This window comes from Myxococcus virescens, from assembly GCF_900101905.1.
Classification (GTDB): Bacteria; Myxococcota; Myxococcia; order Myxococcales; family Myxococcaceae; genus Myxococcus; species Myxococcus virescens.
In genome coordinates, this window is sequence record NZ_FNAJ01000004.1 from 405,737 (window position 1) to 418,401 (window position 12,665).

Genomic DNA, 12,665 nt, shown 5'->3' on the forward strand with positions numbered 1-12,665 from the left:
CGTTTTCTTACGAAGAAAAAGAACCTGGGGGTCGTTTTGCACCTGGATACCCGCCTAACCCTTCTTTCCAGGGGCTTTCGATAGGCTCAGGGCCTCCGGGCCCGCCTTCTGGAGGGCCTGGACGATACGGGCCTCGGCCTGGAGCCGCTCCACGTGGTCCGGGGACAGCCCGGCCTCCTCCGCCGACAGCGCCAGGGTGACGAGGAAGGCCTCACTCACGAGCCCCTGAGCGGGCGTCGCGGGAGCCGTGGGCGTGAAGACGTGGGCGCTGAGCACGGCCCCGGTGAAGGTGCGCACCTTCACCTGCCGGACCTCGGTGGCGCCCGCCATCGCGGACTCCAGGCGGACCAGCGCGTCCCAGGCGTCCGCGGGAACGCGGCGGAGCATGCCGGGGAGCTTGTGGCCTGGCGCATCCACCAGCCGGGCCACCTTCCCGCCCCAGGCCGCCGACGCCACGTCGTAGACGACGTCCACGTCGAGCGCCTCCGCCAGCTCGCCCTCCAGCACGTCGGGAATGGGCGGGAGCCCCGGGAGGCGCTCGCGCGCAATCACCGGGGCCAGGTCGAGGGAGTACGCGAACCAGGAACGCGGAGCAGTGGGGCCAGCAGCCATGTCCCCAGTCTCAGCGGGCCGTGCGCCCAGGACAAGCGCCTGGGCGTGAGGCGGCACCGGCTACTGCGACTCCAGCAGCGCCTTCAGCTCGCGCACGCGCCGGGTGATGTAGTCCCGGTCCAGTTGGCGGAAGCCCTCGGGCAGCAGCTCGCGGCTGGTGCACTCCTGCACCGCCACCAGGTTCTGCAGCTCGATTTCCAGCGGGTAGCTGGGGGGCACGAAGTCCGCGAGCACCGCGGCCAGGTCGTCCTTCGTCACCGCCTCGCGGCCCTCCGCCAGCGCGCGGAACTTCGAGCGCACCATGACGGCTTCGATGTCCGCGCCGCTGAAGGCGCGCACGCCCTCCGGAATCAGCGTGGAGAAGGATTCGATGCCTTCCACGGACACGCCCGTCTTCTTGGACATGACCTGGAACAGCTCGTCCCGCTCCGCGTCCGTCTGCGGATAGAAGAGCGCCAGGTGCTCCTCCGCGCGCCCCTGCCGCTTGAGGTCGATGGGCAGCAGGTCCGGCCGCGCCGTCATCAGGAACCAGACAATCTTCCCGCGGTAGAACGTGTTGCCCATGAACGAGGCGATGGAGCCGAACACGCGGCTGCTCGTCCCGGAGTCTCCGCCGGAGTCACGGTTGCCGAGGAACGTATCCGCCTCGTCAATCATCACCGCCACCGGCCACAGGGCCTTGAGCAGGTTGAAGATCTTCTCGAGGTTCGCCTCGGTGACGCCCTGCCACTGGCTGCGGAAGTTGAGGAACTTCACCACGGGGATTCCAATCTCCCCGGCGAAGCAGCTCACCATGAACGTCTTGCCCGTGCCCACGGGACCCGACAGCAGGTAGCCCATGGGCATGACCTCCAGGCGCCCCTTCTTCAGGGCCCCGGCTGCCTGCCGCAGCATCTGCTTGGCCTTGGCGTGTCCCGCCACGGCGTCCAGCGTGTGCACCGGCTCGATGAACTCCAGCAGGCCGTGACACTCCGCCTGGATGATTTCGCGCTTCTTCTCCTTGAGCAGCTCGGAGGTGATGCGCACCTCGCGCTCGATGGCCTCGGTGAGCACGCGGTCCAGGTTGATGCGGGACAAACCCGCCGTCATCTTCGCCAGGCCCGCCAGCGGCACGTCCGACACGGACTGGAGCCGCTTGCCCTCCAGCTTGTAGCGCACGTACTCCAGCCGCTCCTCCTCGGTGGGAAGGGGCAGCTCGATGGGCGCCACGTACGGGTTGCGGCTGATGCGCGGCGACACGTCCGCCAGGTTCTCCGCCAGCAGCACCACGGACACGTCGGACGCGAGGAACTGCGGGTCGTGCGCCCACTTGTCCAACGTGGCCACCACGAAGCGGTCCTCGCTGGAGAGGTGGCTCATCTCCCCGCCGGGAACGAGCGTCTCCGCGAAGTCGACGATGAGCGCCAGCGAGCGGCCCTCGCTCAGGCGCATGCGCATGAAGTTCTCCAGAATCTGGAGCGCGCGGCCCGGGTCTCTCGGCATGACCTTGGCGTAGTCGGTGCCGTACATGGCGTCGTAGCCCGCCATGGCCCGCTGCAGGTCCTTCTGCGTCTCCGGCGTCGCGGAGCGGATGCCGGACGACCGGTCATAGAAGATGACGTGGTCCCGGCCGCCGAAGAGCTCCTCGGAGAGGAACGTCTTCAGCGTGCCGAAGCCGCGGCCGCCATCCTCCAACTGCAGGGGCTGCAAGTCCCGCACGGCCCCGTACAGCAGGAAGGCGCTGACCGTCTTCGTGTAGTACTTCCGGGCCAGCTGCTGGGCCCAGCGAGGAAGATCCGCCAGGGGATCCGCCTTGTTCACCTTGCGCACCTTGCTCACGAACTCCCGCCTCCTCTCGCTCCACCCACAGGGGAGCTGGCGCGCCCGCCCCCTTCGCGGGAAGCGGGCCTTCGGCTAACGGCAGCGCGGCTGCCGCTTGAGGGAAACGCTCGCGGTGGCCGGCTCATTGCCTGGCGCTGCGTCCGGGACGTCGACCTCGGCCTCGTTGTGGCACTTCAGCTTCAGGGTGAGCTGCCGCGCGCTGGGTGGCACCTGCACGACGGCGGGCGTGGTGGCGCCCATGTCCTTGCCGTCCACGAAGATGGTGGCACCGGCCGGCTTGGACTCCACCTTCACCGACACCCGCGTCACCAATGGCTCCAGCTTGAGCGACACCTCCACCGGTCCACCGCCGGACACCGGCACCCGCTTGGACGCGGGCTTGTGGCCAGGCGCACTCACCTCCACCACCCACTCCGACCCGCTGATGGGCACGTCCTTGATGTAGGCCGCCGACTTGCCCTGCTCGCGCACCACCCGGCCATCCACCTTCACCTCGGCCGTGGCGGGCTCCGTCGTGAGCACCAACGCCGAGGTGCGCACCAGGCTCTCCAGCACCGCCTGCACGGGCGTGACGTCCTTCCCCTCGGCGACCTCCACCGTCTTCGTGAAGGTGTTGTAGCCCTCCGCGCTCACCACCACCATGACCTTGCCGGCGGGCACCTCGCGCAGGAGCGTCGCGCTGCCACCCTCCAGGGGCACCAGCTGCGTGTCCAGGCGCACCTGCACGCGGTTGCGGACCTCCGAGGGCACGCCCTGCAGGTCCACCAGCACGTAGCCCACACCGGGCCCCGACACCGCCCAGCCGATCAGCGCCAGCACGAGCACGGCGACCCCGCCGATGCCGCCGAAGAGCACCTTCCTGGGAATGGGCGCTCGGCCGCCCACGGTCGGCGTCGCGCCGGTGGTCCGCTCCGGGGCGTCCCCGTCGTCTTCATCGTCATACGCGGGGGCCACCGGCGCGGGCTGAGCCACGGGGGCCGGTGGCGACACCGGGCGGGCCGCGGCCTGCGAGGCGTCCGGCACCTGCACATCCCGCGTCATCCGCGGCAGGCCCCCACTCCGGCTCGTCCGGGGCGTGGACCCCGAGGCGGGCGGCGGCGCGTCCGAGGGCGACAGCGTGGGCACGGACATGGACGGCCGCACCACGGGGATGTTCGCGTGTGACAGCCGTGGCGGGCCGACGGGAGGCGACAGGGGCGCGGGCGGCGAAATGACCGCCGTCCTGCCGCTGACGGGCTCGTCGTCCGCGTCGTGACCCGGCGTCGACGGCAACTCCAGCGGGGTGATGGCACGCCCGACGGCGGCCCCCGGCTGCGTGGTGGGCTCTGGCGTGTCCGCGAACTCGTGGTCGCTGGAGACGAGCTGCGTCGCCCCACCCTCGTCCTCGTCGGGAGGAGGCGCGGCGGTGGCGGCCGTCAGCTTCGGCAGCGCGGCCAGCGTGGGCGAGCGGCGCACGCCACCTGGAGGCACCGTCGGCATGGAGCCCGTCATCCGGGGCTGCGGCGCCACCGGCTGCACCACCGGCACGGGCGCCGGCGGCGGCGCGGAGGGCATGATGGGGCTGTTGAAGGACGCAGCTTCCAGCGCGGCCTGCATGCCTTCAGGCGGCTTGATGTCCGCGTAGTCCAGCAGGCGCTGCTTCTCCCGCTCCACGTCCTCCGCGAACGTGGACTTCATGTACTGCGCCAGGTCCTTGCGGCTGAAGATGGTGTCGCTGGTGATGAGGAAGCGCTGCAGGTCGTCGCCCAGCTCGCTGGCGTACTGGTAGCGCTCGTCCACGTCCTTGGCCAACGCCTTGAGGACGATTCGCTCCAGCGTCTCCGGGATGCGCCGGTTGTACGTGCTGGGCGACGGCACCTCCGCCTTGCGCACCTTCTCCAGCACGCTGAAGTCGCTGTCGCCCACGAAGAGGCGCTCACCGGTCAGCATCTCGTAGAGGCACACGCCAATGGCGAACACGTCCGAGCGCCGGTCCAACGGAAGGCCGCGGATCTGCTCCGGGCTCATGTAGCCGAACTTGCCCTTGAGGATGCCGGCCTGCGTCTTGGTCGCCTTGCCGGCCGCCTTCGCGATGCCGAAGTCGATGACCTTGACCTCGCCCTCATAGGAGATGAGGACGTTCTGCGGCGAGATGTCGCGGTGGACGATGTTCATGTCCCGCCCCATCCCGTCCTTCTTCCGGTGGGCGTAGTCCAGGCCCTCGCACATCTTGGACACGCAGAAGGCCACCAGCGGCACCGGAGCGGGCTCCCCCTTCTTCCGGCACCGGTCGAAGATGGCCCGCATGTCCTTGCCGGGGATGTACTCCATCGAGATGAAGTAGCTGCCGAGGATGTTGCCCAGCTCGTAGATGGACGCGACGTTGGCGTGGGTCAGCTGGACGCTGATCTTCGCCTCGTCGATGAACATCGAGATGAACTCGTCGTCCTCCGCGATGTTGGGGAGGATGCGCTTGATGGCGACGAGCCGCTCAAAGCCGCTCGCGCCGAACTGCTTCCCGCGCCACACCTCCGCCATGCCGCCAATGTTGATGCGGTCCAGAAGGAGGTACTTCCCAAACGGGATGGGCTGCCGCTTCGGTTGAGTGGTCGTCACGTGGGGGAGGGTCCGTTCTCAGCGAGCCTATCGACCGGGGCTCCAAGGGGTCAACCTCGTGAAAGCCCCGCCCAAACTGACCAGGCAGGCAGGCGGTGGATCAGGGCCCGGCCCGAGGAGAACCCGCGTCCGTGTCACCAGCGGGTGACGGTGGGGCAGCAAGGCTGTCGCGGAATGCGGCTCCTGGCTCCGCCTCATCGGGTGGAATGGGGCGAACCAGCAGGAAGCGCGGCTCGCCCGCGACGGACACGACGGCCGGCGGCCCGAAGCGCTCCTCCGCGGGGAGGCCCACCATCGTCACCCAGGCGCCCTGCCGCTCGGGCGCCACGCAGTAGAGAATCGTCCCGGCACGCACGCCGGGCGCATCTCGCACGGGCCCCTCGCAGTCCTTTCTGACCTGGAGGGTGTACGCCGGGAGTGACTCCCCCCGCACGAGGTACGGCGGCCGGCCCAGTTCCTCCAGCAGGGATTGGAGGAGGCGCGGGTCATCCGGTACCTCCAGCGCGGAGGTCCGTTCCTGCGCCGATTGGTGGAAGCGCTGGAGCGCCATGGACGCGATGTCCGTGGACGTCAGCGGCGTGCGGCTCTCCGACAGCACCAGGTCCACGAAGAGCGCGCCCACCAGGACGATGGGCAGCAACCGGTAGCCCTTGAAGCCCTCCTCCTTGCGCTGGAGCAGGCCCACGACGAACGCGAGCGCGGCCACCGCGGCCACGGCCAGCACCACGGCGGGCCGCTCAAGGGAGGGCACCGTCATGAAGGCGGACACGTCCGCGGTGCGGGCGCGCACGGCGTCGGAGAGGTCGCCTCCGTAAATCCAGGCGAGGGCCATCAAGCTCAGCGCATTGCCAAGCAGCGTCTTGCGAGAAGGAAGTGTCATCCGGCGAGCGTGCGTGCGGGGTCGGTGGCGGCGGCGCGGCGGCTGGGGAAGTACGCGCCCGCGAGCGCGGCGACGAGCCCCAGGGCGACACCTCCGGCCACCACCGGCCAGGGGAAGGAGAAGAAACTGTCGGGCTTGAAGGGGAAGTTGGGCAGGTACCCCGCCGCCAGGCGGTTGACGCCCAGGGCCAGCAGCAGCGCGGCGATGGTTCCCGCGGCGCCGCCCGCGAGCCCCACCACGGCGGCCTCCGCCAGGACGATGGCGCGGATGTCCGCGCGAGAGGCCCCCACCGCCTGCATGACGCCAATCTCCTTGGCACGCGCCCGGACGGAGGCGGACAGCGCGTGGGCGATGTTCACCGCCGCGAGGATGCAGATGAGCAGGGACAGCAGCGCCAGCGCGGACGTGGTGAGCGCCACCGCCGCGCCCGAGTTCTCCGCCATCCGGCGCTCCTGGTCGTCGATTTCCAGCCCCATGCCCTTCACCCCGTCCACGATGACGGGCACCTGCGACGGGTCCGTGGCCACCAGCGTGACACCGGAGTAGTTCTCCGCGTCCACGCCGAACGCGCGGTTGAGGCGGATGGCCGCGTCCAGCGGAATGGTGATGCCGGCCAGCAGCGCCCGGTCCGACGCCCCCACCACCTGCGCCTGCCCGGACTGCGTGGGCCCCGACGCGGACGCCGCGGCCACGTAGGAGCGGTTGAACTCCACCGGGAAGCCGAAGCCCACCAGCATGTTGGCGGAGAGCTGGGGCAGCTTGCGCGCCGGAGCGAACGTCTTGTTGTACAGCTCCAGGAGCCGCGTGGACACGAGCGCCGGAATCGGCTGCCCCTCTCCCGCGTCCTTGAACTCGCCCAGCTGCACGTCGCCCTGCACCAGCGCCGGCTCCACGCCCAGGGCCAGCACCTCCATGCCCATGCGCAGCCGGGTGCCGAAGAAGACGCCGTCGTAGCGCGTCACCGCGGGCACGCGCACGTTCATCTTCCGGTAGGCGGCCTCCACGCCGGGCAGCTCGCGCAGGCGCTCCACCGTGGGCGCGTCCAGCTGGCCACCGCCCAGCAGCGAGCCCAGCGACACCGCCGGAGGCACCACGTCCACCAGCCGCGCGTCCGTGGGGAAGACCTTCTCCTTGATGACGCGGCCAACGCCCAGGCCCAGGCCCACGAAGAACACCAGCGCGCCCACGCCCATGGCCACGCCGAAGGCGGAGAAGAACGCCCCCTTGCGCTCGCGGGCGAGGCTCAGCCGGACCAGCCGGGACAGTGCGTCCAGCCTCATGGCGCACCTCCCGTGGCCACCTGAAGCCCCGCGCGCTCCTCCACGAGCTGCCCGTCCTTGAGCCGCAGCACGCGCCCGGCCGCCGCGCTCATCCGTTCTTCATGGGTGACGCACAGCACGGTGAGTCCTTCGCGGTGCAGCTCCTGGAACAAGGCGATGACACCCGTGCCCGTGGCCGCGTCCAGGTTGCCCGTGGGCTCGTCGCACAGCAACAGGCGGGGCTTGCCGAACAGGGCGCGGGCAATGGCCACGCGCTGCCGCTCGCCGCCGGACAGGCGCACCGGCGCGCGGTCCTTCTTCGCGCCCAGGCCCACGCGCTCCAGCAGCGCCTCCGCGCGCTTGCGAGCATCCGGGGGCGCCACGCCGAAGTGCGACGGCAACAGCACGTTCTCCACCGCGGAGAGGTTGGGGATGAGGTGGAAGGACTGGAAGACGAAGCCCACGTGTGTGTTGCGGAAGTGCGCCAGGGCCTTGTCGCCCAGTCCTCGCAGCGTCACACCGCCCACGCGGATGTCGCCGCGGTAGTCGACGTCCAAGCCGCCCAGCAGGTGGAGCAGCGTGGACTTCCCGCTGCCGGACGAGCCCACCACCGCGACGAACTCCCCTTGCGCCACGTCCAGCGACATGCCGTCGAGCACGCGCACCTGGGTGCCGTCGCCGTCCACGTACGTCTTCACGACGTCCCGGGCTTGAATCACGGCGCGGCCGACGGGCTGGAGGTGGCGGCGGAGGGCGCCAGGCGCAGGGACAGCTCCGCCTGGAGCGCCTTGTCCTTGCGGGACACGGCCAGCGTCACGGCGCGCAGGTCATCCACGGCCTCCAGCCAGCGCACGGTGGTAGCCTTGATGGCGAAGCCGCCAATGCCCCAGGCCTCCGACGGCAGGTTCTTCACGGCGTCCGACAGGCGCCGCAAATCCAGCACGGCGCTGAAGGCCGCGTCCTTGCCAGCGTCCTTCAGGTCCGCGGCCACCGGCCCGTCGCCCGAGGGCTTCGCGAGCGAGGCCAGCGTGGACTCCAGCCGCGCCTTGGGCGAGGCCACCACCAGCCGGCCGTTGGGCGCGAGCGCGAAGTGCGCGCCTTCGCCCGCGCGGTAGGACGTGAGGTACACGCGCTGGCCGCTCAGCTCCGACGCCTCCACCTTCGCGCCGAAGTTCTCCGCGATGCGCGGCAGTTGCTCCAGCGTGGACTGCATCTTCGCAGCGTCCTCGGCGTCCGCGAGCGCCACCAGGTGGACGAAGCGGAAGGGGTTGGTGCGGCGCAAATCCAGCACCGGCATGCCCGCGCCCAGATTCACGGTGGGCGACAGTGACAGGCCCAGCACCGTGCCCGGCTTGAGGTTGTCGAGCAGCTCCGTCTTCACGTTGAGGCCGCTGTTCTGCACCGCCCGGGTCAGGTAGCCGCCGGCCAGGTAGGGCCACACGCCGTCGAGGTGCGACGCGTCCCCGCGGAACCGGGCCACCAGGAAGCTGTCGGTGGGCAGCGCGGTGAGGAGCGTGCTCGCGGCGGGCGCCACCGCGTCCAGCGCCGCCAGGGACGCCTGGGTATCCGGCCAGGGCGCGTCCGCGTTCAGCGTTACCGCGCGGTCCTCGATGCGGCCCGTGAGCGTGACGCCCTGGACGGTGCCCGGCGGCACGAGCCCGGCGCCGCCTGGGAGCCAGACGTGGAAGTCACGCTGGGCCGGGAGCCGTTGCAGCGACGCCGCCATCACCGGCTCCTTCGCGAGCGAGCGCTCCTCCGGCTGCGTGGCCAGCGTCCCCAACGTGGCGGCGGTGGGCCCCGCGCCGAGCAGCGCGAAGCGCGTCCCCTTCACGAAGAAGATGCCCAGCGCGGGCGTGGCGCTGCCGGGCCGGCTGAAGGTGACCAGGTCCCCACCGTCCACGGAGGACTGCTTCTTGTCGGACGCGCCCAGGCGGCTGCGCGCGAAGTTGCCGAACGTCTCCTCGAGCTTGCCCGCGTCCTTGACGCCCACCACGGAGATGGCTCGGTGCCCCCCGAGGAACGCCGCGCCCGCGCCGAGCTCTGGCGCGATGCCGGCCGTTTCGAGCGCCTGCCGGCTGCGCAGGTCCACGCCAATCTGGCGCATCACCGCGGAGACGTAGCCTTCCGCGGTGGAGAAGTTCTGGAGCTGCGCGGCGAATGAGGCGGCCTTCAGCTTCTGGAAGCGGGCGAGCTTCTCTCCCAGCGCTCCCAGGTCATTGATGACCACGGCGGCCTGCGCGTCGCGCGGCAGGTAGCGGGCCACCCCTGCCGTCGGAGCCGGGGCGGCGGGGTCCACGTCCTTGCCACAACGGGAGCAGCCCGCGACGGCGAGCACGAGGAGGAGGGACGGAAGCCAGACTCGGCGGAGCATGCGGGCACCTCAGGCTGCCTGGGGCGGAGAGTCAACCGATTCGTGGGGGCCCCCAGTGCCAGTCCAGGAGCCCGGAGGATGGGCAGGCGACGGCCAGGAGACGGCCCCCGGCCGTGGAGCTTCAACGCACCCGGCTGCCGTGGGGCAGCGGGCCCCGCGTCTCCTCGGAGAACTCAAGGAACTGCTCCATCTGCCGCACGGATTCCTCGGTGGCCTCCGCCTCCGCGCTCAGCATGGTGAGCTGGCGGTTGACGACCTCCGGGTCGCGGATGGCCACGGATTGCTCGTGCGTCAGCCGCATCAGGTCCTCGATGCCCGCCAGCTGGTGGCTCACCACCTCGCGGCTCTCACCGGCCTGTTCGAAGCGCGCCAGCCGCTTGCGGAGGATGTCCACGCGGTTCTGCTTCACGTCCTTCAGCCGCGGGTTCGTCTCCCCCGCCACGTCCACCTCCAGCTCCGCCACCTCGCGCTGCAGGTGCTCGCGGTCGGAGCTGTTCAGGTACGTGCGGTACTGGTTCAGCGTGGAGATGAGCCGCAGGAAGGACGTCAGCAGCGCATCCAACCGGGGCTCGCTGTCCGCCTCCAGCACCTTGCCGCCCGGCAGCTTCCGGTAGTTGGCGAGGATCTTCTCCTTCAGCCCGACGAGCTGCTGGTAGTGCTCGCGCTGAGAGGGCGCCAGGTCCGCCTGGAGCGCGTCCAGCGCCTTGCGCGCCGCTTCCGGGTCGTCGAGCGTGTTCGCCCGCACCGCACGCTGGAAGCGCTTCATGGACGACATGACGCCCAGGTAGAGGCCTTCCAGGCCCAGGGCCACCAGCATGGGCAGCGGCTCACCCGTCATGGCCGCCGAGGCAGCCGCCGTGCCCAGCCCCACCAGGTTGGCGGGCATCATGAAGGCGGCCTTGATGTAGTTCGGCGACTTCGCCACGTCCGTCCTCCAGCGTCAGGGGCCGCGAGCCTCCGACACGTACTTCAAGGCCCCCAAATCCTTCGTGTCCTCCGCGGGAGGCACCGGAGGCCCTTGCTTCAACTTCTGGAAGAGCGCCGCGGCGCTCTGGAAGAGCTCGTCATAGGTGACAGGCGCCTCGCCGGAAAGCCCGAAGAAGGCCCGATTGTCCGCCAGCGTGGCCGGCGGCGCGCTGCGGATGGCTTCAATGGGGTCGCCCAGGTACGGCGCCACCTCCCCCAGCATCCGGGCCCCCGCCGTCGGGTCCTTCAACACGCTCTGACCCGCGTCCAGGAGCCCCCGCAGCACCCGCCGCACGGCATCCGGGTAGCGGGCGGCGAAGTCCCCCCTGGCGACCAGCACCGTGGCCACCAGGTGCGGCGCATCCGCCGTCGTTGCCAGCACCGCGCCGCCACGGTCCCGAGCCGCCAGCTCCACGTCACCCCACAGCCCCACCACGGCGTCCGCCCGGCCCTCGCGCAACGCCCGCCCCGCATCCAAGGTGGTGGGGAGCTCCACCCAGCGCACGTCCGTGATGCGCAGCCCCACGCGCGACAGCAACCACAGCGCGAAGTAGTGCGACGAGCCGTACGGGTACACGCCCAATCGCCTGCCACGCAGGGAGGCGAGGTCCGGCACGCCCACCGCGGCCAGGGCCTCCTGCCCCCGGCTGCGCCCCACCAGCAGCAGCGTGCGAGGCGCGGCGTCCCGCAGCAACGGCGCCCACGCGGCCAGCCGGTCGACGGACAGGGTGGCCATGTCCACGCCGCCGTTCTCCGCGCCAATGGACAGCGCGTGGCGCAGGTCCTCTTCCTTGGCGAAGAGCACCGCCCGCGCGTCCAACGCATAGGCCGTCTTCAGCAGCCCCTGCGCCGCGCCGGGCGGAGGCACCGGGTTGTCCAGGGTGGTGGCCCCACCCGTCGCCACCAGCAGGCCCGCGGAGGCACCGCGCGGGCTGAAGCCGATGAGCACCGGCCGCAGGGGCACGGAGGCCACGTCCGCCACCGGGGCCGCCACGCCGGCCGGGAAGTCTCCCGGCGACAGGCGGACCGCCTCACGCGTGGACGGGAAGTACCGCTCCTGCAAGCGGTCCAGGTACCCCATGCGCGACGCGAGCGCATAGCTCGCGCCGAGCACACAGAGGAACAGGAAGAGGAAGAGACCTGGACCGCGGTGGAGCCTCATTCAAGACGGACTACTCGACGCCGACCTTCTTGCCGATGGTCTTCTCCGGCCCGCTGCCCACCTCGGACACCGGCGCCGGGCTGCTGACGAGCCCCATCTCCATCTTGAACTGCTTCACCAGCTCGTTGGCCTGGATCTTCTCGGCCTCTTCCTCGATGGACGCCGCGGTGTGGTCCACCGACTCGAGGGCCATCTGCATGCGGGCCTCATTGATGGCGGACTTCTCCTGCACCTTGCGCAGCATCTCATCGTGGGTCGAGTCGATGCCCGCCACGGTGAAGGACTCCATCGTGTCGGCCACCTTGGCCTGCCACTTGGCGCGGCGCGCCTCGCGGATGGCGTTCATGGCCTCCTGCGTCTTGCGCTCCTTCTCGCGCATGAACGCCTTCTTCACCGACAGGGCCTTCTCGTACGCCTGGCGGGCCGTGGCCAGCTGCTGCTCGTTGCGGGCCAGCGCGTCCTTCTCAATCTGGAGCTTGGAGGCGTACTGCGCGGCCAGGTCGTCACGGCCCGCCTGGATGGCGGCCTTCACCTTGGCCGTCAGCGAGCGCACGTCGTCCTGGTACTTGGCGTTCTCCTTCTCCAGCAGCGTCACGTTCGCCCGGACCATGGCGATGGACTCGTTCATCTTCGGGACCTGGTCGTTCAGGTCACGGACGTTCTGCTCGAGAATCAACTCCGGGTCCTCGATGGAGGAGACGAAGAACCCGGCGAAGCTACGCATTGCTCTCTTGAATCGTTGCCACATATCGGCGGTCTACCTCCGTCCAGACCTACTTGCAGCCACCTTACACGATCCCCGGGGCGAGCAAGCAGACACAGTCCCAATGTCTTCTCAGTACTTACGCGCTTCTACCTAAGGCGATTGCGGCGTTTCCAAAAGCGTGACGTGACGGTTCTACGTCGGAAAATGGAGCCCGCCCGCGCTACGCCCGCCCGTCCGTCCGCTTCCGCACGACAGGCAGCGGGGCTTGCAAGCCACGAAGGAAGCAGGGAAAA

General features: G+C 70.2%; 10 protein-coding genes. All 10 read right to left on the reverse strand.

Annotation, left to right across the window (positions count from 1 at the left end; all coding sequences use genetic code 11):
- Positions 1 to 54: 54 nt before the first annotated feature.
- Positions 55 to 612, reverse strand: a complete 558-nt coding sequence (locus BLU09_RS15210; protein ID WP_186817779.1) for a gamma-glutamylcyclotransferase — start codon at positions 610 to 612, stop codon at positions 55 to 57.
- Positions 613 to 672: 60 nt separating this feature from the next.
- Positions 673 to 2,430, reverse strand: a complete 1,758-nt coding sequence (locus tag BLU09_RS15215) for an ATP-binding protein (RefSeq protein WP_090490260.1) — start codon at positions 2,428 to 2,430, stop codon at positions 673 to 675.
- A gap of 75 nt (positions 2,431 to 2,505) precedes the next feature.
- Positions 2,506 to 5,028, reverse strand: coding sequence for a serine/threonine-protein kinase (locus tag BLU09_RS15220; protein ID WP_090490261.1), 2,523 nt, complete (start codon positions 5,026 to 5,028; stop codon positions 2,506 to 2,508).
- A 100-nt stretch (positions 5,029 to 5,128) separates the two neighbouring features.
- Entirely contained in the window at positions 5,129 to 5,908 is a 780-nt protein-coding gene (locus BLU09_RS15225) for a hypothetical protein (RefSeq protein WP_090490262.1), read from the reverse strand.
- A complete protein-coding gene (locus tag BLU09_RS15230) occupies positions 5,905 to 7,188 on the reverse strand; it encodes an ABC transporter permease (RefSeq protein ID WP_090490263.1) in 1,284 nt (427 codons plus the stop codon). Before BLU09_RS15230 ends, BLU09_RS15225 begins: the two co-directional genes overlap by 4 nt.
- Positions 7,185 to 7,886, reverse strand: coding sequence for an ABC transporter ATP-binding protein (locus BLU09_RS15235; RefSeq protein ID WP_090490264.1), 702 nt, complete (start codon positions 7,884 to 7,886; stop codon positions 7,185 to 7,187). The genes BLU09_RS15230 and BLU09_RS15235 overlap by 4 nt, the downstream gene beginning before the upstream one ends.
- Positions 7,883 to 9,538, reverse strand: a complete 1,656-nt coding sequence (locus tag BLU09_RS15240; RefSeq protein WP_090490265.1) for a hypothetical protein — start codon at positions 9,536 to 9,538, stop codon at positions 7,883 to 7,885. The genes BLU09_RS15235 and BLU09_RS15240 overlap by 4 nt, the downstream gene beginning before the upstream one ends.
- Before the next feature lie 121 nt (positions 9,539 to 9,659).
- Positions 9,660 to 10,463, reverse strand: a complete 804-nt coding sequence (locus BLU09_RS15245) for a hypothetical protein (RefSeq protein ID WP_011555653.1) — start codon at positions 10,461 to 10,463, stop codon at positions 9,660 to 9,662.
- 15 nt (positions 10,464 to 10,478) lie between these two features.
- Positions 10,479 to 11,666, reverse strand: coding sequence for an ABC transporter substrate-binding protein (locus tag BLU09_RS15250; protein ID WP_011555654.1), 1,188 nt, complete (start codon positions 11,664 to 11,666; stop codon positions 10,479 to 10,481).
- Between the two features lie 10 nt (positions 11,667 to 11,676).
- Positions 11,677 to 12,414: a PspA/IM30 family protein gene (locus BLU09_RS15255; protein ID WP_011555655.1), complete on the reverse strand. Its 738-nt coding sequence runs from the start codon at positions 12,412 to 12,414 to the stop codon at positions 11,677 to 11,679.
- Positions 12,415 to 12,665: the final 251 nt, after the last annotated feature.

Bases quoted from the DNA above. Each gene is read 5' to 3' on its own strand.
- BLU09_RS15210 (WP_186817779.1), bottom strand. From the start codon at position 612: ATGGCTGCTGGCCCCACTGCTCCGCGTTCCTGGTTCGCGTACTCCCTC.
- BLU09_RS15225 (WP_090490262.1), bottom strand. From the start codon at position 5,908: ATGACACTTCCTTCTCGCAAGACGCTGCTTGGCAATGCGCTGAGCTTG.
- BLU09_RS15230 (WP_090490263.1), bottom strand. From the start codon at position 7,188: ATGAGGCTGGACGCACTGTCCCGGCTGGTCCGGCTGAGCCTCGCCCGC.
- BLU09_RS15240 (WP_090490265.1), bottom strand. From the start codon at position 9,538: ATGCTCCGCCGAGTCTGGCTTCCGTCCCTCCTCCTCGTGCTCGCCGTC.
- BLU09_RS15250 (WP_011555654.1), bottom strand. From the start codon at position 11,666: ATGAGGCTCCACCGCGGTCCAGGTCTCTTCCTCTTCCTGTTCCTCTGT.
- BLU09_RS15255 (WP_011555655.1), bottom strand. From the start codon at position 12,414: ATGTGGCAACGATTCAAGAGAGCAATGCGTAGCTTCGCCGGGTTCTTC.